This is a genomic window from Pseudomonas sp. YH-1, from assembly GCF_051990045.1.
Lineage (GTDB): Bacteria > Pseudomonadota > Gammaproteobacteria > Pseudomonadales > Pseudomonadaceae > Pseudomonas > Pseudomonas nicosulfuronedens.
Genome location: NZ_CP178184.1, coordinates 4,574,510 through 4,601,007 on the forward strand (window position 1 = coordinate 4,574,510; position 26,498 = coordinate 4,601,007).

Genomic DNA, 26,498 nt, shown 5'->3' on the forward strand with positions numbered 1-26,498 from the left:
GCCTCTTCGACGATTGTACTATCTAGTTAATTAGCATGCTAAGCGTATAATCGACGAATTCCACAGCGAGAACCTTCTGTATGAAACCGGTACAGCGTGCCTCCGGCGCGAGCACTTTCATCCTCCTCGGCCTGGGCGTGATCATCGCCCTCCTCGGCCTCGCCCTGGCAGCCGGCGGCATCCGCCTGGTCAGCCTTGGCGGCTCCTGGTACTTCCTCATCGGCGGCCTGGGCATGGCCGTTTCCGGCCTGCTCATCGCACTTCGCAAGCCGGCCGGCGCCTGGCTGTTCGCCGCCTTCCTGGTGGCCACGGCAGTCTGGGCGGTGGCCGACAGCGGCCTGGTGTTCTGGCCGTTGTTCTCGCGGCTATTCATGTTCAGTGCCATTGGCGTGGCGGTCGCACTGGTCTACCCGCTGCTGGCCCGCTCCGCAGGCCGCGAGGCTGGGCGCGGTGCCTACGGCATCGCTGGCGTGCTGGCGGTGCTGGTGGCGATTGCCGCCGGCAACATGTTCGTTGCCCATCCCAGCGTCGCCCCCACCGGCAAGGGTCCGGGCCTGACGCCGGTGGACCCGGCCCACGCGCAGAAAGACTGGGCGCACTACGGCAACACCGAGGGAGGCAGCCGCTTCGCCGCGCTGGACCAGATCAACCGCAGCAACGTCGACAAGCTGAAGGTGGCCTGGACCTATCACACCGGCGACGTGGCCCTCAGCGACGGCAACGGTGCGGAAGACCAGCTGACGCCGTTGCAGGTCGGTGACAAGGTGTTCATCTGCACCCCGCACAACAACCTGATCGCACTGGACGCGGACACAGGCAAGGAACTCTGGAAGAACGAGATCAACGCCCAGTCCAAGGTCTGGCAGCGTTGCCGGGGCATGGCCTACTTCGATGCCACCCGGCAGATCGCTCAGCCGACCCAGCCCAACAGCTCGCCGATCATCGCCGCCAGCGTGCCAGCAGGCGCCAACTGCCAGCGTCGCCTGCTGACCAACACCATCGACGCACGCCTGATTGCGGTGGACGCGGACACCGGCGAGTTCTGCCAGGGCTTTGGCAACAACGGCCAGGTCGACCTGAAGGCAGGATTGGGTAACGTGCCCGACTCCTACTACCAGCTCTCCTCCGCCCCACTGATGGCCGGCACCACCGTGGTGGTGGGCGGCCGCGTCGCGGACAACGTCCAGACCGACATGCCCGGCGGCGTGATCCGGGGCTTCGACGTGATCACCGGTGCCATGCGCTGGGCCTTCGATCCGGGTAACCCGGAAGACAAGCAGGCCCCGGCGAACGGCAAGACCTACGTGCGCAGCACCCCCAACAGCTGGGCGCCGATGTCCTACGACCCGGCGATGAACACGGTCTTCCTGCCCATGGGCAGTTCCTCCACCGACATCTATGGCGTGGAGCGCACGAAGCTCGACCACACCTACGGCGCCTCGATCCTGGCCGTGGACGCCACCACCGGCGCGGAAAAGTGGGTCTACCAGACCGTGCACAACGACCTCTGGGACTTCGACCTGCCCATGCAGCCGAGCCTGGTGGACTTCCCCGTAGCCGATGGCAAGAGCGTGCCCGCCGTGGTGATCGGCACCAAGGCCGGGCAGATCTACGTGCTCGACCGCGCCACCGGCAAGCCGCTCACCGAGGTGAAGGACGTACCGGTCAAGCCGGGCAATATCCCGAACGAGCCGTACTCACCGACCCAGCCGCGTTCGATCGGCATGCCGCAGATCGGCGCGCAAACCCTCACCGAATCGGACATGTGGGGCGCCACGCCCTATGACCAGTTGCTGTGCCGCATCGACTTCAAGAAGATGCGCTACGACGGCCTGTACACGGCGCCGGGCACCGACCTGTCGCTCAGCTTCCCCGGCTCCCTGGGCGGCATGAACTGGGGCAGCCTCTCCACCGACCCGGTGCACGGCTTCATCTTCGTCAACGACATGCGCCTGGGCCTGTGGATCCAGATGATCCCCTCGGCCAACAAGGGCGCGGCAGCCGGCGGTGGCGAGGCGCTGAACACCGGCATGGGCGCGGTGCCGCTCAAGGGCACGCCCTACGCGGTGAACAAGAACCGCTTCCTCTCGGTGGCCGGCATCCCGTGCCAGGCACCGCCGTTCGGCACCCTCACCGCCATCGACCTGAAGACCCGCCAGGTGGCCTGGCAGGTACCGGTGGGCACCGTGGAAGACACCGGCCCCCTGGGCATCCGCATGCACCTGCCGATCCCCATCGGCCTGCCGACCCTCGGCGGCACGCTGTCGACCCAGGGCGGCCTGGTGTTCATCGCCGGCACCCAGGACTTCTACCTGCGCGCCTATGACAGCAGCAACGGCGAGGAAATCTGGAAGGCCCGCCTGCCCGTCGGCAGCCAGGGCGGCCCGATGACCTACGTCTCACCGAAGACTGGCAAGCAGTTCATCGTCATCACCGCCGGCGGGGCGCGCCAGTCCACCGACCGCGGCGACTACGTGATGGCGTACGCCCTGCCCGACCAGCCGTAACTATCCCATCACGCCCGCCTCGTGCGGGCGTCTCCTTCCGGCGCGGCCCTACCACCGCGCCTTTTTTATCGGTTTTCCAAGGACACCCATGCGTACTTCCCTCCGCATGACGCCCAGCCTTTTGCTGTGCGTCGCCTCCCTGCCGGTGCTGGCCGATGTAGGCCTGCTCGAACGCCCCACCCTGACCGGTGACTGGGGCGGCCTGCGCCACCAGCTGGAAGAAGACGGCGTCAAGTTCACCGGTGACTACAGCGGCGAGACCGCCTACAACGCCCACGGCGGCCTGCACCGCTCGGCGCGCTACTCGCAGAACATCAAGTTGGGCGTGCAGTTCGACCTGTCGAAACTCTACGGCCTGGACAACGGCGGCAAGGTCCAGCTGACGATCAATGACCGCCGCGGCAACAGCGCCTCGGAAGACCTGGTGGGCAACCGCCTGCCGGTCCAGGAAAACTACGGCGGCCTCTACACCCGCCTGACCGAGCTGAGCTACGAACGCGACCTGGGCCAGGCGCTGAACCTCAAGCTCGGCTACATGGCCATGGGCAACGACGTCGGCGGGCTGGACAGCGGCATCCTCTGCAGCTTCATGAACGCCGGTTTCTGCGGGCACCCGCTGAACATGTCCGGTGGCAGTGGCTGGACCAACTACCCCAACGCGCACCTGGGCGCGCGGGTGAAGTACAGCTTCGCGCCCGACTGGCAGCTACGCATCGCCGCCTTCAACGTCGACCCGGACAGCAACGGCAACTCCAGCCGAGCCTGGCACCTCACGCCCAAGCACACCACCGGCACCGTGGTGCCCATCGAGCTGGTCTACAAGCCCCAGGGCGAGCTGCCCGGCGAATACAAGCTGGGCTGGTACTACGACAGTTCCAACGTGCAGCGCATCGGCAGCGACAAGGAAGTCTCCGGCCGCAGCGGCCACTACCTGCTGATCGACCAGGCCGTGTGGAACGACCCGACCTCCACGGGACGCAGCCTGCACCTGTTCGGTCAGGCCTCTGCCGCCAGCAGCGCCGCCTCGCCCTTCACCAAGTGGTATGGCGCAGGCGTAGTGCTCTACAAACCCCTCGAAGGCCGTCCGAAAGACAGCGTCGCGCTGGGTTACGGCCGCGCCGTGCCCAACCCTCGCAGCCGCGAAGTGCAAGAGAACAATGCCCTCGCCAATGGCCAGGACTACCCGAACCTGGACAGCGGCGAACAACTGATCGAGCTGAGCTACGGCTACCAGGCCACTCCCTGGCTGACCCTGCGCCCGGACCTGCAATACGTCATCGAACCCGGCGCCTTCTCCGGCCAGGAGATCGACAACGCGCTGTTACTCGGCCTGCAGGTGAAGGCAACGTTCTGAGGCAAGCGATCCCGAGACAAATTGATACAGTAACCTCATGATTAATAGGACTTTTCCTATACAAATAGAACGTCCGTACTCCTAAACTGGCCTGTCACCCTGCGGGAACACCCGCAGGACGTTGACACCGGATAGATGGAGCACCACATGCCCGGTTGGTATGAAATCAAGGAACTCAGCAGCGGCAACCGTCGCGTTCTGCTCAAGAACACGGCCCACGGTACTCTGCTGGAAACTCTGGCCTACCCGACACAGGAGGCAGCCGAGCAGGCCATCAACAGCCTCCGCAGCTCCTGTGCGGCCGTCGAGCGCTACAAGCGCCAGATGTCCCCCGGCGGCAAGAATTTCTTCGTGATCCGCGATAACACCGGTGCAGAACTGCTGACCAGCAAGCTGTACGACTCCGAGGCCGCACGCGACCAGGCGATCGCAACGATCGCCCAGGCCGGCCTCAGCACCGAGCTGCGTGCGCACGCTTGAGTGACGAGTGAATGAAAGAGCCCCGCGCAATGCGGGGCTTTTTTGTGGGCGTCATACACAACTTGTAGGAGCGAGCTTGCTCGCGAACCTGGCATCACAGCGCGGCTGTTCGCGAGCAAGCTCGCTCCTACACGCTCGGCCCCGCCACGGTGCTCATGCCCTTGCCGTCCACCCGCCGTGTCGGGATCGATTCGGGGTCGAGATTGTCGATGCAGCTGCCATTCACGCTGAGCAACGCCGGATTGCTGCGGCGCTGGTGGTAGACGTAGATGCCGCACGTCCCGCAGAAGTAATGCAACGCCACGCCGCTGTTCCAGCGGTACAGGCGCAGGGCCTGATCGCCGCGGGTCAGTCGGAAGTTGTCCTTCGGCACGGTGGCCATCAGGGCGTTGCGCTTGGCGCACAGCGAGCAGTCGCAACGCACCAGTTCGTCGAGCTCCGCGTCGAAGGCGAAAGCCACCGCGCCGCAGTGGCAACTACCGGTGTAATGCATGGCGGACTCCTCATCGTGACTGATGTCTATGAATAGGCCAGCGTAGACGCTCCCCCATTCGTGACTACGGCTCAACTATCCTTTGCCGTTTGCCACGTTTTTCTCAAGGGACGACTTCCGGACAATGCCTCCCATCGCATCCCATTCGTCCGGAGCCCCACCATGCCACTCGCCCTCCTGGCGCTGACGCTCAGTGCCTTCGCCATCGGCACGACGGAGTTCGTCATCGTCGGTCTGATTCCCACCATCGCCACCGACCTGGGCGTCACCCTGCCGTCCGCCGGCCTGCTGGTCAGCCTCTACGCCCTCAGCGTCGCCGTCGGTGCGCCGCTGCTGACCGCCATGACCGGGCGCATCCCACGCAAGGCACTGCTGGTTGGCCTGATGGCGCTGTTCACCGTTGGCAATCTGGTGGCCTGGCAGGCGCCCAGCTACGAATCGCTGATCGTCGCGCGCATCCTCACCGGCCTGGCCCACGGCGTGTTCTTCTCGGTCGGCTCGATCATCGCCACCAACCTGGTGAGCAAGGACAAGGCCGCCAGCGCCATCGCCACCATGTTCAGCGGCATGACCGTTGCCTTCGTCACCGGCATCCCGCTGGGCACCTTCATTGGCCAGCACCTGGGCTGGCGCGTGACCTTCCTGGTGGTCGCCGCCTTCGGCGTGGTCGCCCTGCTCGGCAGCCTGCTGTTCGTGCCGAAGACCATCCAGCACACCCCGCCGGCGCCTCTGCTGCGTCAGGCCCGCGTACTGCTGCAACCGCGTCTGTTGCTGGTCTATGCGATGACCGCCGTGGGCTATGGCGGTTCGCTGATCGCCTTCACCTTCCTCGCGCCGATCCTCCAGGACCTCGCTGGCTTCAGCCCGAACATGGTCGGCGCGGTGCTCCTGGCCTACGGTGTCTCGGTGGCCATCGGCAATATCTGGGGCGGCCGCCTGGCCGACAAGCGCGGCCCGGTCAGCGCCCTGAAGATCATCTTCGGCCTGTTGGCTTCGGTACTGCTGGTGCTGACTTTCACAGCCGGCAACCCGTGGCTGGTGGTGCTGACGGTGCTGGCCTGGGGCGCAGTCGCCTTCGGCAACGTGCCCGGTCTGCAGGTGTATGTCGTACAGCAGGCCGAGCGCGTGGCCCCGGATGCAGTGGACGTGGCTGCCGGCTTCAACATCGCCGCGTTCAATCTCGGCGTGGCCGGTGGTTCCTGGGCGGGCGGCCTGGTGGTCAGCCACCTGGGCCTGGGCCATACGCCCTGGATCGCCGCCGTCGTCACCCTCGCCGCCTTCGGCCTGACCGCCCTGAGTGGTCGTCTGGACCGCAACAAATCCATGGAACCGGCCGCCCCTGGCGCGGTTCCCACTCACTGATCGACCAAGGAGACTTCCCATGAGCGTTCCCGCCTTCGGCCTCGGCACTTTCCGCCTCAAGGGCCAGACCGTCATCGACTCCATCCGCACCGCGCTGGACCTGGGCTACCGGGCCATCGACACCGCGCAGATCTACGGCAACGAAGCCGACGTCGGCGAAGCCATTGCCGGCGCCAAGGTCAAGCGTGACGAGCTGTACCTGACCACCAAGATCTGGACCGAGAACTACGCCGCCGACAAGCTGATCCCCAGCCTCAAGGACAGCCTGCACAAGCTACGCACCGACCGCGTCGAGCTGACCCTGATCCACTGGCCGTCGCCCAACGGCGCAGTGCCGGTCGCCGAGTTCATGGGCGCCCTGGCCGAAGCCAAGGCCCAGGGCCTCACCGGCGAGATCGGCGTGTCCAACTTCACCATTGCGCTGATGCAGGAAGCCATCGCTGCCGTGGGCAGCGGCCAGATCGCCACCAACCAGGTGGAACTGCACCCCTACCTGCAGAACCGCAAGGTCGTCGATTTCGCCCAGAGCCAGGGCATCCACATCACGTCCTACATGACCCTGGGCTACGGCAAGGTACTCGGCGACGAAGTGATCATCGGCATCGCCAAGCGCCACGGCGTCACCCCGGCGCAGGTCACCCTGGCCTGGGCCATGCAGCTGGGCTACTCGGTGATCCCATCCTCCACCAAGCGCGAGAACCTCGAAGGCAACCTGCGTGCCGTCGACCTGCGCCTGACCGATGCCGACATGGCTGCCATCGCCGCGCTGGAGCGCAACGAGCGCATCACCAGCCCGGAAAGCCTGGCTCCGGCCTGGGATTGATCCGCAACTGCCTGACAGCCGCCCCTCGGGGCGGCTTTGCCGTTTCCAAGGAGTACCCATGAGCGCCCCCGACCCTATCTGCGCAAATGACTATGCAGCCTGGACCTGGACGCCCGGCGCCGGCATCGACGGCCTGAGCCTGACTCGCCTGCCGCTGCCCACGCCCGGCCCTGACGAGGTGCTGGTCGCCAACACCGCCATCGCCCTGAACCCGGTGGACTGGAAGATGATCGACTGGGGCCGCGACGATTGGCAGCCGGGCCAGGTGCCTGGCGTGGATGGCGTCGGCATCGTCATCGCGGTAGGCAGCGACGCAAACCTGCGCATTGGCACCCGCGTCGCCTACCACCAGTCCCTGACCCGCGGCGGCAGCTTCGCCCACTACACGCTGCTGCGTACTCGCGCCGTGTACCCGGTTCCGGACTCGCTGGACGACGCCACCGCCGCCAGCCTGCCTTGCCCCGGCCTCACCGCCTGGCAGGCGCTGACCAAGCTGCCGGCCTGCAACAACCGTGACGTACTGGTGACCGGCGCCGGCGGTGCGGTCGGCTATCTGCTGGCCCAACTTGCCCTGCAGCGCGGCCTGCGTGTGTGGGTAACGGCTTCGACGAAACACCGCGAGCACCTGCTGCAACTGGGTGTCGCCGGGGTCTTCGACTACCGCGACGGCCAATGGGCCCCGCAACTGCTCGAAGCCCTCGGTCCGCGCCGCCTGCACGGCATCTTCGATACCGTCAGCGGCAACCACGCCACCGGCCTGGCACCGCTGCTGGGCTACAACGGCCACCTGGTGTGCATTCAGGACCGCCAGGAAAACGCTCCGCTGCCGGCTTTCAGCACCGCCATTTCATTGCACGAAGTGGCGCTGAACAGCATCCATGCCCATGGCGAAACCCTCGACTGGCAAGAGCTGCACGACGGTGCAGAACACCTGATGCACGGTGTCGCCGACGGCCAACTGCAGGCGCCGGCGAAGCAGTTCTTCGACTTCGCCGAACTGCCCCAGGCGCTGCGCCGCTTGAAGTCTGGCGAAGGCAGCGGTAAATGGATCAGTCGCCTGCCGGCGCCAGCGGTCATCGCCTGACCGACGGCCCCCATTTCACAGGACGAACACGTCGTAGGATGGCGCGGAGCGCAGCGATACCCATCAATGCCGTGTACCCGCAGCATGGGTATCGCTGCGCTCCACCCATCCTACAAAGACACTCCCCGGGCAAATACACAGGAGAACAACATGGATCTGGGCATCAAGGGCCGCTGGGCCGTGGTCTGCGCCGCCAGCAAGGGCCTCGGCAAGGGTTGTGCCCTGGCGCTGGCCCGCGAAGGCGTGAACCTGGCGATCAACGCCCGCGACGTCGACACCCTGGCCGCCACCGCCGCCGAACTGCGCCAGCTGGGTGTGGAAGTACGCGAAGTGGCTGGCGACATCAGCCAGCCGGAGGTGCGCGCCGCACTGATCGCTGCCTGCCCGCAGGTGGACATCCTGGTCAACAATGCCGGCGGCCCGCCGCCCGGTGATTTTCGCGACTGGGAGCGCGAAGACTGGCTGCGCGCCCTGGAGCTGAACATGCTCACGCCCATCGAACTGATCAAGGCCACCATCGACGGCATGGCCGAGCGCGGCTTCGGACGCATCGTCAACATCACCTCCGGTTCGGTGAAAGCGCCCATCGCCACCCTCGGCCTGTCCAACGGCGCGCGCAGCGGCCTGACCGGTTTCGTCGCCGGCGTTGCCCGCCAGCCGCAGGTTGCCGGCAACAACGTGACGATCAATGGCCTGTTGCCGGGCTCCTTCGACACCGACCGCCTGCGCAGCGGCTACCACCGCGCAGCGACCCTCGGCGGCCGCGACGAAGGCGAACTGGTGGAGGCCGGCAAACAGGAAATCCCCGCCGGGCGCTTCGGCAGCGCCGAGGAATTCGGTGCTTTCTGCGCCTTCCTTTGCAGCGTCCACGCCGGCTACCTGACCGGGCAGAACCTGCTGCTGGATGGCGGCGCCTATCCGGGGACGTACTGACGGGCTCTTCGTAGGACCGAGGGGGACGCCTAGTCCTTGCTCGCGAACACCCTGCCACGACGCGGTTCGCGAGCAAGCTCGCTCCTACAAAAGCAACCCTCCGAGCTCGGCAACTCTCTACAATCCATCCCGCCGCTCCCGAACAGGCCCACCGATGAAAGCCCACTCCGACGAACTCAAGACCTTCGCCACGGTGATCGACTGCGGCTCCATCACCGCCGCCGCCGAACAGCTGGGGCTGACGCCCTCGGCCGTGAGCCGGGCGCTGTCGAAGCTGGAGGAAAAGCTCGGCACCACCCTGCTCAACCGCACCACGCGGCGCATGAAGCTGACCGAGGAAGGTGAATTCTTCCTCGAGAACGCCCGCCACATCCTCGAACAGATGGACGCCCTGGAAGAACGCCTGGCCCTGCGCCAGCAATCCCCGGCCGGGCGCCTGCGGATCAATGCCGCCTCGCCGTTCATGCTGCACGCCGTAGTGCCGCACATCGGCGCCTTCCGGGAGCGCTACCCGGACATCGAGCTGCAGCTCAACACCAATGACCTCAACATCGACCTGCTGGAGCAGAGCACCGATATCGCCATCCGCATCGGCCACCTCGCCGACTCCAGCCTGCATGCCCGCCCGCTGGGCAGCAGCCGCCTGAACCTGCTGGCCGCTCCCGACTACCTCGAGCGCCACGGCGCCCCAACCAACCTGGAAGAGCTGCTCGGCCATTCGCTGCTGGGCTTCACCCAGCCCGAGGCGCTGAACGTCTGGCCGATCCGCCACGCCGGCGGCGACACCCTCACGGTCGAGCCGTCGCTGTCCGCTTCCAGCGGCGAGACCCTGCGCCAGCTGGCCATCGGTGGCCAGGGCATCGCCTGCCTCGCCAGCTTCATGACCTGCGATGACATCCGTGCCGGTCGCCTGGTACACGTGCTACCGGAGATGACCAGCGAACGCCGCCAGCCGATCCATGCGGTGTACTACCGCAACTCGCAGCTGGCGCTGCGCATCCAGTGCTTCCTCGACTTCATCCAGGAGCGTCTGGCGCAATCGCTGCACGCCACCGGCTGAAGGAAAAATCCCGCAAAGCCGGCGATCCTCGACCACACTGATCAGGGTTCGCCGGCACCGCGCTGCAACGCCGTGCCGCCCCGCCGAGACCAGAGGGCCTGGCATGTCTCCCATGCTGTTGTACCTGCGCGCCATCATCCATCCTGGCCGCGATACCCTGCTGTTCGCCCTGCGCACCGTGCTCGCGGGGCTGTTGACGCTGTACCTGGCGTTCCTGCTCGACCTTGACCAGCCCAAGTGGGCGACCATGACGGTGGTGATCATCAGCACCCCGCTGGCGGGCATGACCCTGCAGAAAAGCTTCGCCCAGGTGATCGGCACCACCATCGGCGCCATGGTCGCCGTGGCCATCATGGCGCTGTTCCCCCAGGCGCCGCTGCCTTTCATCGTCACCCTGGCGCTGTGGCTGGCGATCTGCACGGCCGGCGGCACCCTGATGCGCTTCACCCACTCCCACGCCTTCGTGCTGAGCGGCTTCACGGCAGTGATTGTCGCGCTGCTGGCCCAGCCGGCGCCTGAATCGACCTATACCCTGGCCATCACCCGTGTCACCGAAACCCTGCTGGGCGTGGCCTGCGTGACCCTGGTCAGCCTGTTCTTCGCTCGCCCGCAGAGCGTGGCGCGGGGCTACTTCGCCAAGGTTGACCAATTGATCCGCCTGATCGCCGTGCACGCCGCCGCGGTGATCCGCGGGGATGAGCTGGAGGAGGATTTCCAGCAACGGCAGAAACAACTGCTGGGCGAGATCGCCGCCCTGGAGATGCTGCGTCGCCATCTGTATTTCGACGCCCCGCGGCTGCGCGGCGCCGATGAGCTGGTGCAGCAGCTGGCCAACCAGCTGGTGCTGATGACTTCGCGGTTGGCGATCCTGCGGCGCCAGCGCAAGCTGATCGAAGCGCGCCTGAGCGGCCCGCTTCCGGAATCCGTGCGACGCCTGCGCGAAGATGAATTGGCCTGCCTCGCCGAGCTGGCCGAGTTCGGCCGCGACCTGCCCGGCTCCACCCGCAAGCGCATCACCCAGCTGCGCCAGCGCTTCGACGCCGCCGCGCGGCAGGCCGAAGAACTCGCCGACGGTCTGCCCACGTCGCTGCGCTCCCTGGCCTGGGCGTTGCGTTTCGAGCAGGCACGGCTGATGCAGCAACTGGACGAGATGATCGAACTCAGCGAAGCGATTCAGGAAGGTCGCCCTGGCAGCAGCTCCTACCCGCAAAGCCAGGCCCACGCCCTGCACCTGGATTTCCATCTCGCCGCGATGAACGCCACCCGCGCCTTCGTCGCCCTTTGCTGCGCTGGCTGGGTCTGGATCGAAACCGCCTGGGACGGCGCCCGCGCCGGGATGATCCTGGTCGGCATCCTCTGCTCGCTACTGGCCACCTTCCCGCGCCCGCTGATGGCGAGCCTGGCCTACATGCGCGGGCTGGCGATGGCGCTGGTGGCGGCGGCGCTGCTGCAATTCCTGTTGCTGCCCAGCGTCGGCGACTTCGAGATGCTCGCGCTGTTCCTGGTTCCTCTGCTCTACGTGATCGCGGTGGGCCTGGCCAACCCGCAGACTGCCGGCATCGGCATCGGCCTGGGGCTGTCCACCTTCCTGCTGGTCGGCCCGCAGAACCAGGGCGCGTGGATCAATACCTCGCTGCAATGGTTCGAGTTCGCCGGTGGCTATGTCAGCGCCGGCGTGCTGGCCCTGCTGGTGTACGCCTGGGTATTCCCATTCGACGCCGATGCGCGCCTGCGCCGCCAATCGCGCCGCACCCGTGCCGAAGTGCGCTCGGTGCTGCTGTCCAAGCCCAGCGAGGCGCGCCGCTTCCTGTTCGAGAGCCGCATGGTGGATCGCCTGGCGATCATGCTCGGGTTGCTGCCGGCAGCGCGCGACAGCCAGTCCGGTGAGCGCTTCCAGTGCAGCCTGGCGAGCATGACCCTGGGCGTGGTGCTGCACCAGCTGCGCCGCGAGAGCCTGAACCCCAACGGCCTGCCGCAGGCCCTGCGCGAACGCCTGTCGCTACTGCTGGACGAACTCGCCGCCTGCCTCGATCAGCCTCCCGCCGCTCCGCTGCAGCGGGTACTGCCCGCCATGCGCGAGCTGGGCAACGAGCTGGATGAGCTGCAAGGCCATGGCAACTACCCCAGCGGCGATGCCATGCGCCCGGTGTTCGTCAGCGGCGTGGCGCTGCTGGTGGCCGCCGATCTGCTGGAACGCTTCCGCGACCTCTACGGCGAATCCGCCGTCCTCCACGACGACCACGGGGAAGCCGCGCTGCATGCCCGTTGATATCGAGCTGGGCGGGGTCTACCTGCCACCACTGGCCCAGGCGCTGCTGCTGGCCCTGCCAATCTTCCTGCTGCTGGACTGGAGCCTGCGTCGCCTCGGTGTATTGCGCCTGGTCTGGCACGAAGCGCTGTTCGAAGGCGCGCTCTATGCCTGCATCTGCGCAGGCCTGATCCTGCTCATGGGAGCGCTGCACTGAATGACCAGCCTGCGCAAAGCCCTGCCGCCGCTGATCACCCTGGCCGTGGTCACGCTAGCCCTGATCCTCGGCTACTTCGCCTGGACCTACTACACGCGCGCGCCCTGGACCCGCGACGCGCGGGTGCGCGCCGACGTGGTGACGCTCTCGGCGGACGTCACCGGACGCATCGTCGAACTCCGGGTGAAGGACAACCAGCACGTCCGCAAGGGCGAACTGTTGCTGACCATCGACCCGGCGCGCTACGAACTGGCGGTGCTGCACACCGACCGCGCGGTGGAGGTCGCCCGCGCCGCACTCGGCCAATCCCAGGCCGCCATCGCTGCCAATCAGGCGCTGTTGCAGCAGCGCCATAGCGAAGAAGTCCGCCGCCGGGCGCTGAAGGCACGCTCGGCCATCTCCAACGAGGAATGGGAAAAGGCCCAGACCGACGTCACCGTGGCCGAAGCGCAGCTGCTGCGCGAGCAGGCCAACCTGGGTCTGGCGCAAGCCAATGTGGCCCTCTCCGAAGCGGCACAGAAGCAGGCACGCCTGGACCTTGAGCGCACCCAGGTGGTGGCGCCGGTGAACGGCTACGTGACCAACCTGCTGACCCGTGCCGGCGATTACGCCACCGCTGGCCATTCGCTGGTGGCGCTGGTGGACAGCGACTCCTTCTATGTCGGCGGCTACTTCGAGGAAACCAAGCTGCCGCGCATCCGCGAGGGTGACCGGGTGGACGTGCAACTGATGAGCGGCGAGCGCTTCGACGGCCGCGTCGAGAGCATCGCCTTCGCCATCACCGACCGCGAGAACGCCCCCGGCGCGCGCCTGCTGGCCAACATCAACCCGAGCTACACCTGGGTGAAACTCGCCCAGCGCATCCCCGTGCGTATTGCCATCGACCCGGCCTACCAGGGCCGCGACCGCCTTCGCGCTGGCACCACAGCCACCGTCAGCGTGGTCGAAAGCGCCCGTTAGCCCCGGTCTTCCGATGGGCAGGGGAACTTTCATCACCGCCCCGTCATCAACCCATCGCGTGATTGTCACCCTCCCGGTGCAGCATGCCTCCAGCTTCCCGCATCCCGCGCGGACGCCTGCGCACGAGGATGACCCTTGCCCCGCCTTCGCCTTCTGGCCGTTTCCCTGCTGACCGGCACCACTCTCGCCCTGGTTGCCTGGCGCTCGCTGCCCACGCCACTGGAAGACGTGCCGAGCAGCAGCCTGTTCGCGCAGAACTGGGCCCGTGGCGGAGTCGTCCTGCTGGTGCGCCACATGGAGCGTTGCGACCGATCCACCGCCGAATGCCTCGGTGCCGCCGACGGCATCACCGCCCGCGCCGCCGCACTGGCCAAGAGCATGGGCGAGAGCATCGGCCGCCTGGGCCTGACCACTACCGACATCTACAGCAGCCCGGCCAACCGCACCGTGCAGACCGCCGACCTGATGTTCGACCGCAACGTGGCGCGCCAGGACTGGCTGCTGACCTGCAAGGACGGCGACCTCGCCGAGCAGATTCGCCAGCACAAGGACGCGCACCGCAACCTGGTGCTGGTCACCCACAGCGAATGCTTCGACCTGCTGCGCGAAAACCTCAAGGTGCGCGAGACCGATACCCCCGAGTACGGCAGCGCCCTGGTGCTGTTCGACGAGAGCGAGCCGAAGCTGCGCATCGCCGGCGAAGTCGAGACCGATGAGTGGCTGAAGCTGGTGAACTCGCACAACCCGAGCTGAGGCCGCTGCCAGAAAGCGCTTTCTGTGCCATCTTCTTGCGATCGCTCCAAGGAGAGGCTCGATGCCCGCCCTGCTCACTAGCCACCCACTGTTCGCCGCTCCCGTCCTGCTGCTGATCGACCTGCTGCTCTGGCGGCTGGTCGGCGCAGCCCATCCACACTGGCGGCTGGCAACGCGCGTCCTGTGCTTCCTGCTGTTCAGCCTGCTGCTGTTCAACGCCGGGATGAACCCGCTGCGTGCCGCGCCCTGGCCGGACGATCTGCCCAGCCACATGGTCGCCACGGCCGTGCAGATAGTCTGGTGGCTGTTCGCCGCGCGTTGCCTGACAGTGGTGCTGGGCTTCCTCCTGGTGCAACGCATCGGCCACGGCGGGCGGCTGCTGCAGGACGTCGTCGGCGCGCTGATCTTCCTGGTCGCCATCATCGCTTCCGCCGGCTACGTGCTGGAGCTGCCGGTGAAGGGCCTGCTGGCCACTTCCGGGGTGGTTGCCATCGTTCTCGGCCTGGCGCTGCAGAGCACGCTGAGCGACGTGTTCTCCGGCATCGTGCTGAACACCACCAAGCCCTACCAGCTGGACGACTGGATCTCCATCGACGGCATCGAGGGCAAGGTCACCGAGATCGACTGGCGCTCCACCTACCTGCAGACGTCCCAGGGCACACTGGCCGTGGTGCCCAACTCCCTGGCCGCCAAAGCCAAGGTGCTCAACCTGAGCCGCCCGGCGAACCTCTACGGCGTCAGCGTGAGCCTGACGGTCAGCCCGCACATCCGCCCGCGCAAGGTGGTCGAGGCGTTGGAGCACGCCCTCGGCGGCTGCCGCGCCCTGCTGGCCAATCCCGCACCGGCGGTCAGCGTGCGCAAGTCCGCGCCCGATGGGGTGGAGTACGAAATGAGCGGCTTCGTCGCCGCCATGGGCGAAAAGCGCGAGGTGCGCAACCAGCTGTTCGACCTCGCCTACCGTCACCTGCAGGCCGCCGGCATCAACCTGCTGGCCGAGGCCGACGCGCCGATGCGCGAGAGCGCATCGCGGGCGCGGGCGTTGCTGGTGCGCTCGGGCCTGTTCGACGCCCTGCGTGACGAAGAGCGCGACGAACTGGCGAAGCGCATGCAGCGCCGCCCGTTCAAGCGCGGCGAAGTACTGCTGGCGCCGGGAGACGTCAGCGACCGCCTGCTGATTATCGACTCCGGCGTGGTCAGCGTCACCCTGCCCCACGACAGCCAGACCATCGAGGCCGGCCGCATGGGACCAGGCGAAGTCTTCGGCGAGGCCGGCGTGCTCACGGGTTCCGGGTGGCAGGCGCAGTTCACCGCCATCAGCGACGGCGCCGCCTACTACATCGACAAGGAAACCCTCGCCCCCTGCATGGAGGCACGCCAGGAGATCGCAGAGGCCATGAGCCGTCTGCTCGATTTCCGCCAGAAGGCCAGCGCCGCGCTATTGGTGGAGCAACCCACGGTGGTGCAGCAACGCGGGCTGATGGCCTGGCTCAAACAGCACGCTGGACGCCGCTACAAGGCCTGACCCTATTGCAGATCAGGCGTTGCGGGATCAGGCGCTGACTTCCTGCAGGCAGTCCAGCGGCACCCAGCCGGCGTCGCCGCCCGAGCGTACGCACCAGAGCCAGCCGCCCAGCTCGCGGCCGCCTTCCAGCCGCTCGCCCACCTCCACGTCGAGCTCGCGTGCGGTGTAGTCCTCCATCGCCACCCCGGCGCCCGGCGCGGTCATGTTGAAGACCTGCGCCGGCACCCAACCCTCGCGCTGACCGGGCGTCGAGCAGAAGTACCAGTCTTCCCAGCCCTCGGCGCCTTCGTAGCGCTCACCGACGAACAACGGCGCGCCCTTGGCGAAAGTGATCGGCGCGGGGTATTCGCTGCGGTGGCGTTGAATCACTTCGTAGTGCATGTCGATCTCCCGGTTCCCTGGACCGATCCATGCTACTCCTCACAAAGCGTCATGGAAGATCACCCCGAGAGTGAAGCGCTCGCCGGTCTGCACGCGACTGACACCGTGGCGCAGGTTGACCCGGTGATAGCCGCGCACGCCCCGCACCGGGCGCTGGGCGACGGCGAACACCACCGCGTCGCCCTGCTGCAACGGCACAACGGTCGCCCGCGACTGCAGGCGCGGGCGCTGCTCGGTGAGGACGAATTCGCCACCCGCGAACTCTTCACCAGGCTGGGACAGCAGGATCGCCACCTGCAGTGGGAATGCCAGCTCCCCGTAGAGGTCCTGGTGCAGGCAGTTGTAGTCGCCGGCGCGGTAGCGCAGCAGCAAGGGAGTCGGCCGTCGCTGGCCGCCAGCGTGGCACTGGTCGAGGTAGCTGGCGTGGTCGGGCGGGTATTCAACGCCTGTGCCCATGCGCTCCTGCCAGGTGTTGGCGATGGCGCGCAACGGCGGATAGAAGCCTTCGCGAAGCTCCCGCAGCGGCGCCGGCAAGGGATAGGCGAAATAGCGGTACTCGCCCAGGCCGAAATTGTGCCGGGCCATCACCACGCGGCTGCGAAAGGGTCCGTCCTGGTCGTAGAGCGCGCGGAGCGTCTCGCACTGCGCCCTGTCCAGCAGGCCGGGGATCAGTGCGTGTCCGTCAGCGTCGAGTTGCCGGGCCAGCGCCGGCCAATCGAGGGCGGAGATCAGGTCGACGAGGCTTCGTGTGGAGGTCATGGCAGCGGTCCGTAAAGACTATGCCTCAGTCTAGGGTCGCCCCTTGATCCGCCGCACCCCGAGCCCGGCTTTCAAACTTGCCCTGCAGGAGCAGGCCGTGCTCGCGATCGCCCCCATGGGGCCCCTGTCGGTGAATGCCTCCGGTAAACCGGTTACTCCGGGCGCAACTGCAACGGATCGACCAGCCCGGCCGCGATCGCCATGCCCACCAGATCGGACAAGGTCCCGGCCTGCATGCGCTTCATCACCCGCGCACGGTAGAGGTCCACGGTCTTGACGCTGATGTCCAGCTGCTCGGCCACTTCGCGGCTGGTGTAACCGCGCACCAGCGGCAGGAACACGTCACGCTCGCGAGGCGTCAGGGCTGCCAGGCGCTCCTCCAGCTCGCCCAGCCCGGACCGCGAGGCACGCTGGTGCTCGCGGGAACTGAGCGCCTGCTGCACGCTGTCCAGCAGCAGTTGCTCGTTGTAGGGTTTCTCGATGAAATCCACCGCGCCGGCCTTGAAGGCACGGATGACGATGGGCACGTCGGCGTGGCCGCTGACGAAGATCACCGGCAGTTCCAGACCGCGCCGGCGCATTTCTTCCTGTACTGCCAGGCCGCCCAGACCGGGCATGCGTACGTCGAGCAACACACAGGCGTGGGCATCGTTCGGGCAGGCGTCAAGGAACTCGCGGCCGCTGGTGAATGGCCGCGCCTTCAGGCCGACCGACTCCAGCAGCCAGACGGTCGAGTCGAGCATCCGCTGGTCGTCATCCACCACATACACCACCGCCGTTTCCATCACTGTCTCCGTCATTGTTCGGTTTTCCCTGCGGGCAGCCGGCACTCCAGGCGCAGGCCGCCGGTTGGCGCCGCCACGGCCTCCAGCGTGCCGCCAAAGCCTTCGACGATGCCACGACTCATGGACAGCCCCAACCCCAGGCCTTCGGGCTTGCTGGTGAAGAACGGCGTGAACATCTGCTCCAACGCCGCCGGACTGGCCCCCGGCCCTTCGTCTTCCACCCAGACGCAGAGCTGCCCGTCACTGTCGCGGCGGCTGCCGATGCGCACCTTCGAGGGCTCGCCGGCATGGCGCTCGCGGTTGGCCTCGACGGCGTTGCGCAACAGGTTGAGGAACACCTGTTCCAGCAACACGCGGTCGGCGTAGACGGGCGCCAGATTGTCGGTGAACGCCTCGCCGATGGCCACCTTCACGCTGGCCGCTTCCCAGGCGCACAGGCCCAGCGCAGCGCGCGCCACCTGGTTCAGGTCCAGCGCCTGCATGCGCCGCTGCCCCTTGCGCAGGAAGGCCCGCAGGCGGCGGATCACTTCCGAGGCATGGGCGGTGTGCTCGACGATCTGCGCCAGTCCCTGGGCCACACGCTGTGCGGCTTCCGGCTGGCTGTCGAGGGATTTCAGGTAGCGCTGGCTGGCGCTGGCGTAGTTCATCACCGCGGCCAGCGGCTGGTTCATCTCGTGGGCAATACCCGAAGCCAGTTCGCCCAGGGTGACCAGGCGCGCGGTATGCGCCAGTTCGTCCTGATGCCGGCGTTGCTGGTTCTCGCGCAGTTCGCGTTCGGTCATGTCACGGGCCACCAGCGAGTAGTAGCACTCGCCGCCTGCTGCGTTGTGCGCCAGCAGGACCAGCGACAACGGCGCGCCATCGCGGCCGCGCAGGCGGCCTTCGGCGCTCCAGACGCCGCTGCGCCGTGCGCTCTCCCAGCCCTCTTGTTCCAACTGCTCCAGCAGACCATCGTCCAGCACCTGCGCAGCGGACGCAGGCAGAGCCTCGCCGTCCAGCCCCAGGGCACGACGCGCCGAGGGGTTGAGGTAGGTGACGCGTCCGCCCGGATCGACGAACAGCACCAGGTCGGTATTGGCCTCGACCACTTCGGCCAGGCGCCGCAAGCCTTCCTCGGCCTGCACCCGCGCGGTGATGTCGCGGGACACGCTGACCACTTCCATGACATGGCCGGTATAGGTCTCGCGAATGGCGCGGCTGGCGGTCTCGAACCACAGGTAATGGCCGTCGCGGTGGCGCAAGCGGTAGGTCAGGGTCACGTAGCCGTCCTGCACGAGCGCGTCACGCGTGCGCTCGGCCACCCGCTGGCGGTCCTGTTCGTGCAGCAGCGGCAGCAACTCCTTGCCGCGCAACTCCTCCGGCCAGTAGCCGAGCAGCGTCCAGGAGGCCGGCGAGACGTCGAGCAGCCGGCCGTCGAGGGTGCGACGGGAAATCAGGTCGGTGGTGTTCTCGATGATCTGCCGGTACAGCCGGCTGGCTCTCGCCGCCTCACGCTGTTCCCGCAGCGAAGCAGTGACCTCGCGGCCGTGGACCAGCACCTGCCGCTCGCCGGGCATCGGCACGAAGGTCCAGAGAAACTGCCGGCCTTCGCGCTCGCCGGTCACCTCGTGCACCGCCCGCCCCTGTTCCAGGCAGGTGCGCAGCAATTGCGCATGGTTGCTGGGCAGCAGGTCGCGCGGCTCGCTGCCGGGGAAGTCGGCGAGCAACTGGCGCAGGGACTGGTTGCAATCCACCAGCACGTCCGCCTCGTCCAGCACCAGCGCTGGCTGCGGATCAGCACTGAGCAGCGGCGCCGTACGCCGCGCCTGATGCGCCAGGGCAAGCACTTCCCCGAGCAGCTCGCCGACCCAGCCGAGCCAATCCTCGGCGTCCGCATCGGCACTTTCCACCAGCAGCAACCCCGGCGCTTCGGCCCGCAACGGCAGGACCAGCGCCAGCCCCTGGCTCCAGCCGGCGCGGCGCAGGCGGCCGCTGAGCCAGCACGGTACGTCGAGCAATTCGCCGAGCGACAAGCGTTCACGCTTGCCCAGCCCCCCGAGTAGCGCCAGGTCGTTGGCCTGCAAAGGGTCACCACTGCCCGGCGGCAGGCGCGAGGCACCGGCCAGGGCTTCGAAGCTCTGGCTGCGCGCTTGCCATTCGACATAGAGCACACGGGACACACCGTCTCGCTCGAGACAAAGCCGTTGCAGGGTGTCCGCCTGCACGGCGACGGGAGCTTGTTCGCGGACCAGGCGCACCAGGGTATTCAGCTCGGACATGGAGGAGGCTCGAAGGCACTTCAATTGAATATAGTAGTTATACCATACGCCTTAGGTTTAACTTCCATATCTAATTCGACATTGCTATAAAACGCCGCAATGACCGGGCGACAGACTGCCGCACCGGTCACGACCCGCCTGCTGCCAAGCGCTCCACGGGTCACAACAGAACAATGAGCTAACAATCAGCCACAGGGTGTCCACATGTCGATCTTCGAACAGGGCTTGCCGCGCGCGGCCGTCAACCACATAGCGCTGTCGCCGCTGAGCTTCATCGAACGTACCGCCCACGTTTACCCCGAGCGTACCGCCATCATCCACGGCAGCCTGCGCCGCACCTGGAAAGAAACCTACCAACGCTGCCGCCGCCTGGCCTCCGCCCTCGCCGCCCGCGGTATCGGCCGCGGCGACACGGTGGCGGTGATGCTGCCCAACACCCCGCAGATGATCGAGGCGCACTTCGGCGTACCGATGATCGGTGCGGTACTCAATACCCTCAACGTGCGCCTGGATGCCGAGGCCATCGCCTTCATGCTGCAGCACGGCGAAGCCAAGGTGCTGATCACCGACCGCGAGTTCTGCGACGTGATCCACGCCGCCCTGGGGATGCTCGATCACCCGCCGCTGGTGGTCGACGTGGACGACCCCGAGTACGGCGAAGGTTATGCGGTCAGCCCGCTGGACTATGAGGCGCTGCTCGCCGAGGGCGATCCGGAATTCGCCTGGCAGTGGCCACAGGACGAATGGGACGCCATCTCCCTCAACTACACCTCAGGCACCACCGGCAATCCCAAGGGCGTGGTTTACCACCACCGCGGCGCCTACCTGAACTCGCTGGGCAACCAGATGACCTGGTCCATGGGCCAGCATCCGGTCTACCTCTGGACCCTGCCGATGTTCCACTGCAACGGCTGGTGCTATCCCTGGACCGTTACCGCGCTGGCCGGCACCCACGTTTGCCTGCGCCGGGTCGACCCGCAGAAGATCCTCACGCTGATCCGCGAGCACCAGGTCACCCATCTGTGCGGCGCGCCCATCGTGCTCAACGCACTGATCAACATGCCCGAGTCGGCCAAGGCCGCCATCGACCACCCGGTGCACGCCATGGTCGCCGGCGCGGCTCCGCCGGCCAAGGTGATCGGCGCAGTGGAGGAAATGGGCATCAAGGTCACCCATGTCTACGGCCTGACCGAGGTCTACGGCCCGGTGACCGTCTGCGCCTGGCACGAGGAATGGGACGAGTTGCCGCTGGACGAACGCGCCCGCATCAAGTCGCGCCAGGGCGTGCGCTACCCGACCCTGGAAGGCGTGATGGTCGCCGACCCGAAGACCCTGGAGCCGGTGCCGCGCGACGGCCTGACCATCGGTGAGATCTTCATGCGCGGCAACACCGTGATGAAGGGCTACCTGAAGAACCCCACCGCCACCGAGGAATCCTTCGCCGGCGGCTGGTTCCACACCGGCGACCTGGCGGTCTGGCACCCGGACGGGTACGTGGAGATCCGCGATCGCCTCAAGGACATCATCATTTCCGGCGGCGAGAACATCTCCACCATCGAGGTCGAGGGCGTGCTCTACCGTCACCCGGCCGTGATGGAAGCCGCCGTGGTGGCCCGTGCCGACGAACGCTGGGGCGAGACGCCCTGCGCCTTCATCACCCTCAAGGCTGAGCACGCGGCGGTCGAGCCGCAGGACATCATGACCTTCTGCCGCGAGCATCTGGCCGGCTTCAAGGTGCCGCGTACCGTGGTATTCACCGACCTGCCCAAGACCTCCACCGGGAAGATCCAGAAGTTCGTCCTGCGCGACTGGGCCAACGCCCTCTGACCCCACCTTCCGCCAGCCATCGTGCGCTCCCCGCAGCGGGGAGCGCCGGAGTTCGCCATGCCTGACTACCACGCTCCCCTGCGCGACATGCGCTTCCTGCTCGACGACGTGTTCGACGCCCCCGCCCTCTGGGCGCGCCTGCCGGCGCTGGCCGAACGCATCGACGCCGACACCGCCGACGCCATCCTCGAAGAGGCGGCGAAGATCACCGGCGGCCTGCTCGCCCCGCTCAACCGCAGCGGCGACGAAGAAGGCGTGCACTTCGCCGACGGTGTGGTAAGCACGCCCGCCGGCTTCCGCGAGGCCTACGCGACCTATGCCGAGGGCGGTTGGGTCGGCCTGGCGGGCAACCCCGAATACGGCGGCATGGGAATGCCGAAGATGCTCTCGGTGCAGTTCGAGGAAATGATGTACGGCGCCAACGCCAGCTTCAGCCTCTACTCCACCCTCTCCGCCGGCGCCTGCCTGGCGCTGGATGCCCACGCCGAGGAAGCCCTCAAGAGCACCTATCTGCCGAAGATGTATGCCGGCGAATGGGCCGGCTCCATGTGCCTGACCGAGCCCCATGCCGGCACCGACCTGGGGCTGATCCGCACCCGCGCCGAGCCACAGGCCGACGGCAGCTACCGTGTCACCGGTACCAAGATCTTCATCACCGGCGGCGAGCAGGACCTCACCGACAACATCATCCACCTGGTGCTGGCCAAGCTGCCCGACGCACCGGCGGGCTCGCGGGGCATCTCGCTGTTCCTGGTACCCAAGTTCCTGGTGCAGGCCGATGGCTCACTGGGCGCGCGCAACGCGGTCTCCTGCGGCTCGGTCGAGCACAAGATGGGCATCAAGGCCTCGGCCACCTGTGTGATGAACTTCGATGGCGCCACCGGCTGGCTGGTCGGCGAGCTGAACAAGGGGTTGGCAGCGATGTTCACCATGATGAACTACGAGCGCCTGTCCATCGGCATCCAGGGGATTGGCTGCGCCGAGATGTCCTACCAGAGCGCCGTCACCTACGCCCGCGAGCGGCTGCAGAGCCGCGCCGCCAACGGCCCGGTGGCGAAGGACAAGGCCGCCGACCCGATCATCGTGCACCCCGACGTGCGTCGCATGCTGCTGACCATGAAAGCGCTGACCGAAGGCGGCCGCGCCTTCTCCACCTACGTCGGCCAGCAGCTGGACGTCGCCAAGTACGCCGAAGATGCCGCCGAACGCGAGTCGGCCCAGTCACTGGTGGCGCTGCTGACGCCGGTCGCCAAGGCCTTCTTCACCGACACCGGGCTGGAAAGCTGCATCCATGGCCAGCAGGTGTTCGGCGGCCATGGCTTCATCCGTGAATGGGGCCAGGAGCAGCTGGTGCGCGACGTGCGCATCGCGCAGATCTACGAGGGCACCAACGGCATCCAGGCGCTGGATCTGCTAGGCCGCAAGGTGATCGCCGACGGCGGCCAGGCGCTCGCCCTGTTCGCCGGAGAAATCCGCGCTTTCGCCGACGCAACCGACGGCACCGCCATGGGCGCCTTTACCGCGCCGTTGCTGGATGCGCTGGACCTGCTCGAATCCGTCACCCGCCAGGTACGTGAGCGCGCCGCCAGCCAGCCGCAGGAGATCGGCGCCGCCTCGGTGGAGTACCTGCACTTGTTCGGCTACACCGCCTACGCCTACCTCTGGGCACGCATGGCGCAGGCCAGTCTGGGCCGGGGTGACGACTTCCATAGCGGCAAGCTGGCCACTGCGCGTTTCTACTTCGCCCGCCTGCTGCCGCGCACCGAGTCCCTGGCCGGCTCGATCCGCGCCGGCAGCGACAGTCTGTTCGAGCTGCGCGCCGAGCAATTCTGACGACCTGCGTCGCCTCATTCTGTTGAGCGTGATTGCGCGGCCAGCCCTGACGGGTTGCGCCGCGCTTTTTTTTCGTCTCGGCGAATGCGGGTGGCCCACGTAGAATGAAGGCACCCACTCGCCACCGGCCTGCGTCATGAGTAACGAAAACCCGATTCTGCGTGACATTTCCCGTGTCACCCTGCAGCACTATCAGGACAGCGCCCAGTCCTTCCGAGAAGGCACCTGGGACCACGACGTCACCCAGAACATCGCCGCGCTGCTGCGGCACATTCAGGGCGAGGCGCCTTTCGTGCTGCTCGATTTCGGCTGTGGGCCGGGGCGCGACCTGTGCGCACTGAAGGGAATGGGGCATGAGCCGGTCGGCCTGGACGGCTGCGCCGACTTCGTCGCCATGGCCCGCGAGGCGAGCGGCTGCGAGGTCTGGCAGCAGGACTTCCTCGCCCTCGACCTGCCCGCCGGGCGCTTCGATGGCATCTATGCCAATGCCAGCCTGTTCCACGTACCGCGCAGCGAGCTGCCGCGCGTGCTGGGTCAGCTGCATGCGGCACTGAAACCCGGTGGCGTGCTGTTCAGCTCCAACCCGCGCGGGGAGAACCAGGAAGGCTGGAACGGCGGCCGCTATGGCTCCTACCACGACTTGGAGAACTGGACCCGTGTGCTGGAAGACGCGGGGTTCCGCGAACTGGAACACTACTACCGCCCGGAAGGCCTGCCGCGAGAGCAGCAGCCGTGGCTGGCGAGCGTGTGGCGCAAAGCTTGAACTGACGCCAGCTCTACCGGCGGATCGCAGGCAGGGCCCGCCCCTGCAGGGGAACACGACTCCTCTCAGGGGCGAGCCACACCAGCGACTTGATCACGCGGGTGTTGTCACCCGCGCTGAACCGCCGATCAGCCCTTCGCCGCCCAGGCGTTGAAGCGCTGCTCCAGGTCTTCGCCATGGTCGACCCAGAACTCGAAGTTCACCGGTACCGCCTGGTCCAGGTTTGCCGGCGCCGTGTTCAGGCGCTCGACCAGCTTGGGATCGATCAGCTGGGTGGTACCCAGATTCACCGAGCCGTAGCCCAGCTTCACGGTATGGATCTTCTGCTGCGCGGGTGAGAGTGAGAAGGCGATGAAGTCCTCGGCGGCCTTCTTGTTCGGGCTGCCCTTGGGGATCGCCCAGGAGTCGATGGCATACAGGCTGCCGTTCCACACCACCTTCATCGGCACGCCCTCTTCCTGTGCCGCGAAGGCGCGGCCGTTGTAGGCGGTGCTCATGACCACGTCACCACTGGCGAGGAATTGCATCGGCTGCGCGCCGGACTCCCACCACTGGATCGACGGCTTGATCTCGTCGAGCTTCTTGAAGGCGCGGTCCACGCCCTCCTTCGTCGCCAGCACCTTGTACAGGTCTTCCTTTTTGACGCCGTCAGCCAGCAGGGCGATCTCCAGGGTGTACTTGGCGCCCTTGCGCAGGGAACGCTTGCCGGGGAATTTCTGGGTGTCCCAGAAGTCCTGCCAGCCGGTCGGACCGTTGGCGAGGCGCTTGCCGTCGTAGACCATGGCCATCGACCAGACCAGCAGGCCAGCGCCGCAGTCGGAGAGGGTGCCAGGTACATAATCCTCGGCCTTGCCGAGGATCGACGGGTCCAGATGCTCGAACAGGCCTTCGTCGCAGCCGCGCAGCAGCTCCGGGCCCTCCACCTGGACGACGTCCCAGTTGACGCCGCCGGTGTCGACCATGGCCTTGATCTTGCCCATTTCGCCGTTGTACTCGCCGGCGATCACCTTCATCCCTTCCTTTTTCTCGAAGGGTTTGTAGAAGGCTTCGGTCTGTACGTCCTTGCTGATACCGCCGAAGGAGATCACGGTCAGGTCAGCGGCCATGGCGCCGGACGCCACGCCCATGAGCAGGGCTCCCAGAATCGGGTTTTTCATTTCCACCTCTTGGCATTGTTGTTGGCAGATGGTTCAAGCACGCAGGCGCCTGGTCTCTGCGGACCGGGGCACGATAACAGGGTCAGGTGCGGTAGACGGCCTCACCGTCCTCGATCAGGCGCAGCGCCGACTCCCAGGCCAGCAGGTGCAGACCGTCGGTCAACGCCTCCTCTTCCTGTACGGCAACGCGCTCGCACACGGCGTGCGGCGGATAACGCAGCTGGCGGCCGCCGGCCAGGGCCTGGACCTGCGCCTGGCAGGCGCGTTCGAGGAAGTAGATCTGGTTGAAGGCCTCGGCGATACAGCGCCCGGTAGCCAGCAGGCCGTGGTTGCGCAGGATCATCACCATATGACTGCCCAGGTCGTTGACCAGGCGCGAGCGCTCGCCCGGGTCCAGGGCGATGCCTTCGTAGTCGTGGTAACCCAGGCGGTTGTAGAACTTCAGCGCGTGCTGGCTGATCGGCAACAAGCCGTCTTCCTGGGCAGATACCGCGATGCCGGCAGCCGTGTGGGTGTGGATCACGCAGGCCACGTCTTCGCGGGCGGCGTGCACGGCGGAATGGATGTTGAAACCGGCGCGGTTGACGCTTTTCGGGCCGAAGCGCGGGTCGATGACGTCACCGGCGTGGTCGACCTTGACCAGGTCGGAGGCACGCATTTCGTGGAACAGCACGCCGTAGCGGTTGATCAGGTAGTGCCCCGGCTCGCCCGGCACCCGCGCCGAGATGTGGGTGTCGATGTGATCGGTCCAGCGGAAGTGCGCGATCAGCCGATACAGCGCGGCGAGGTCGCAGCGCGCCTGCCACTCTTCGGCGGAAATGCTCGACGGATCGATGTTGTAAGCTGTGTCACGCATGACGGGCGGTCCTTGTTGTTCTTTCAGGCGGTGCGGCAGTTTGCCGCTTCACGTGACCGAGTGTGCTGGTCACGCCCGGCCCG

The 26,498-nt window shown here is 66.9% G+C and carries 23 protein-coding genes; 16 read left to right on the plus strand and 7 right to left on the minus strand.

Going from position 1 to position 26,498, the window contains the following annotated elements; all coding sequences use genetic code 11:
- Positions 1-80: 80 nt before the first annotated feature.
- The 3 genes from ACKI1H_RS20940 (at position 81) to ACKI1H_RS20950 (ending at position 4,341) form a co-directional block, all read left to right on the plus strand.
- Positions 81-2,507 (plus strand): glucose/quinate/shikimate family membrane-bound PQQ-dependent dehydrogenase, encoded by a 2,427-nt coding sequence (locus ACKI1H_RS20940; RefSeq protein ID WP_440466193.1) that lies wholly within the window; start codon positions 81-83, stop codon positions 2,505-2,507.
- Positions 2,508-2,595: 88 nt separating this feature from the next.
- On the plus strand, positions 2,596-3,861 hold the full coding sequence (locus ACKI1H_RS20945; protein WP_440466194.1) for a carbohydrate porin: 1,266 nt from the start codon (positions 2,596-2,598) through the stop codon (positions 3,859-3,861).
- Between the two features lie 147 nt (positions 3,862-4,008).
- On the plus strand, positions 4,009-4,341 hold the full coding sequence (locus ACKI1H_RS20950; protein ID WP_440466195.1) for a DUF1508 domain-containing protein: 333 nt from the start codon (positions 4,009-4,011) through the stop codon (positions 4,339-4,341).
- Positions 4,342-4,468: 127 nt separating this feature from the next.
- On the opposite strand, the gene ACKI1H_RS20955 is transcribed toward ACKI1H_RS20950, so the two are convergent.
- Positions 4,469-4,834 (minus strand): GFA family protein, encoded by a 366-nt coding sequence (locus ACKI1H_RS20955; protein WP_138524859.1) that lies wholly within the window; start codon positions 4,832-4,834, stop codon positions 4,469-4,471.
- A gap of 162 nt (positions 4,835-4,996) precedes the next feature.
- Here ACKI1H_RS20955 and ACKI1H_RS20960 point away from each other — a divergent pair, with 162 nt between their 5' ends.
- The 10 genes from ACKI1H_RS20960 to ACKI1H_RS21005 all read left to right on the plus strand — a co-directional run bounded on the left by ACKI1H_RS20960 (position 4,997) and on the right by ACKI1H_RS21005 (position 15,796).
- Positions 4,997-6,196 carry an MFS transporter gene (locus ACKI1H_RS20960; RefSeq protein ID WP_440466196.1) on the plus strand — a complete coding sequence of 400 codons (1,200 nt, stop codon included), beginning with the start codon at positions 4,997-4,999 and terminating at the stop codon, positions 6,194-6,196.
- Positions 6,197-6,215: 19 nt separating this feature from the next.
- Positions 6,216-7,019, plus strand: a complete 804-nt coding sequence (gene dkgB / locus ACKI1H_RS20965; RefSeq protein WP_440466197.1) for a 2,5-didehydrogluconate reductase DkgB — start codon at positions 6,216-6,218, stop codon at positions 7,017-7,019.
- 58 nt (positions 7,020-7,077) lie between these two features.
- The gene (locus ACKI1H_RS20970) at positions 7,078-8,103 is read left to right on the plus strand and encodes a zinc-binding dehydrogenase (protein WP_440466198.1); all 1,026 of its coding nucleotides are present in this window, start codon (positions 7,078-7,080) and stop codon (positions 8,101-8,103) included.
- 150 nt (positions 8,104-8,253) lie between these two features.
- Positions 8,254-9,036: an SDR family oxidoreductase gene (locus ACKI1H_RS20975; protein WP_440466199.1), complete on the plus strand. Its 783-nt coding sequence runs from the start codon at positions 8,254-8,256 to the stop codon at positions 9,034-9,036.
- A 154-nt stretch (positions 9,037-9,190) separates the two neighbouring features.
- Entirely contained in the window at positions 9,191-10,096 is a 906-nt protein-coding gene (locus ACKI1H_RS20980; protein WP_440466200.1) for a LysR substrate-binding domain-containing protein, read from the plus strand.
- 103 nt (positions 10,097-10,199) lie between these two features.
- A complete protein-coding gene (locus tag ACKI1H_RS20985) occupies positions 10,200-12,365 on the plus strand; it encodes an FUSC family protein (RefSeq protein WP_138524871.1) in 2,166 nt (721 codons plus the stop codon).
- On the plus strand, positions 12,355-12,561 hold the full coding sequence (locus tag ACKI1H_RS20990; protein WP_045207441.1) for a DUF1656 domain-containing protein: 207 nt from the start codon (positions 12,355-12,357) through the stop codon (positions 12,559-12,561). The genes ACKI1H_RS20985 and ACKI1H_RS20990 overlap by 11 nt, the downstream gene beginning before the upstream one ends.
- Positions 12,562-13,521 (plus strand): HlyD family efflux transporter periplasmic adaptor subunit, encoded by a 960-nt coding sequence (locus ACKI1H_RS20995; protein ID WP_440466201.1) that lies wholly within the window; start codon positions 12,562-12,564, stop codon positions 13,519-13,521.
- Positions 13,522-13,656: 135 nt separating this feature from the next.
- Positions 13,657-14,274 (plus strand): histidine phosphatase family protein, encoded by a 618-nt coding sequence (locus tag ACKI1H_RS21000; RefSeq protein WP_440466202.1) that lies wholly within the window; start codon positions 13,657-13,659, stop codon positions 14,272-14,274.
- Positions 14,275-14,335: 61 nt separating this feature from the next.
- Entirely contained in the window at positions 14,336-15,796 is a 1,461-nt protein-coding gene (locus ACKI1H_RS21005; protein ID WP_440466203.1) for a mechanosensitive ion channel domain-containing protein, read from the plus strand.
- Positions 15,797-15,823: 27 nt separating this feature from the next.
- Here ACKI1H_RS21005 and ACKI1H_RS21010 read toward each other — a convergent pair whose 3' ends face one another.
- The 4 genes from ACKI1H_RS21010 to ACKI1H_RS21025 all read right to left on the minus strand — a co-directional run bounded on the left by ACKI1H_RS21010 (position 15,824) and on the right by ACKI1H_RS21025 (position 19,979).
- Positions 15,824-16,177 carry an SH3 domain-containing protein gene (locus ACKI1H_RS21010; protein ID WP_138524879.1) on the minus strand — a complete coding sequence of 118 codons (354 nt, stop codon included), beginning with the start codon at positions 16,175-16,177 and terminating at the stop codon, positions 15,824-15,826.
- 39 nt (positions 16,178-16,216) lie between these two features.
- Entirely contained in the window at positions 16,217-16,936 is a 720-nt protein-coding gene (locus ACKI1H_RS21015; protein WP_440466204.1) for a 2OG-Fe(II) oxygenase, read from the minus strand.
- Positions 16,937-17,088: 152 nt separating this feature from the next.
- The gene (locus tag ACKI1H_RS21020; RefSeq protein ID WP_425467726.1) at positions 17,089-17,721 is read right to left on the minus strand and encodes a response regulator transcription factor; all 633 of its coding nucleotides are present in this window, start codon (positions 17,719-17,721) and stop codon (positions 17,089-17,091) included.
- An 11-nt stretch (positions 17,722-17,732) separates the two neighbouring features.
- Positions 17,733-19,979: a PAS domain-containing sensor histidine kinase gene (locus ACKI1H_RS21025; protein ID WP_440466205.1), complete on the minus strand. Its 2,247-nt coding sequence runs from the start codon at positions 19,977-19,979 to the stop codon at positions 17,733-17,735.
- Positions 19,980-20,183: 204 nt separating this feature from the next.
- On the opposite strand from ACKI1H_RS21025, the gene ACKI1H_RS21030 reads away from it, so the two are divergent.
- The 3 genes from ACKI1H_RS21030 (at position 20,184) to ACKI1H_RS21040 (ending at position 24,402) form a co-directional block, all read left to right on the plus strand.
- On the plus strand, positions 20,184-21,806 hold the full coding sequence (locus tag ACKI1H_RS21030; protein ID WP_138524887.1) for an acyl-CoA synthetase: 1,623 nt from the start codon (positions 20,184-20,186) through the stop codon (positions 21,804-21,806).
- A 57-nt stretch (positions 21,807-21,863) separates the two neighbouring features.
- Positions 21,864-23,639 (plus strand): acyl-CoA dehydrogenase C-terminal domain-containing protein, encoded by a 1,776-nt coding sequence (locus tag ACKI1H_RS21035; protein ID WP_440466206.1) that lies wholly within the window; start codon positions 21,864-21,866, stop codon positions 23,637-23,639.
- 136 nt (positions 23,640-23,775) lie between these two features.
- The gene (locus tag ACKI1H_RS21040; RefSeq protein ID WP_440466207.1) at positions 23,776-24,402 is read left to right on the plus strand and encodes a class I SAM-dependent methyltransferase; all 627 of its coding nucleotides are present in this window, start codon (positions 23,776-23,778) and stop codon (positions 24,400-24,402) included.
- 128 nt (positions 24,403-24,530) lie between these two features.
- Here the strand turns inward: ACKI1H_RS21040 and ACKI1H_RS21045 are convergent, their stop codons facing one another.
- Positions 24,531-25,559, minus strand: a complete 1,029-nt coding sequence (locus ACKI1H_RS21045) for an ABC transporter substrate-binding protein (RefSeq protein WP_440466208.1) — start codon at positions 25,557-25,559, stop codon at positions 24,531-24,533.
- An 82-nt stretch (positions 25,560-25,641) separates the two neighbouring features.
- The gene (locus ACKI1H_RS21050) at positions 25,642-26,415 is read right to left on the minus strand and encodes a class II aldolase/adducin family protein (RefSeq protein ID WP_440466209.1); all 774 of its coding nucleotides are present in this window, start codon (positions 26,413-26,415) and stop codon (positions 25,642-25,644) included.
- Positions 26,416-26,498: the final 83 nt, after the last annotated feature.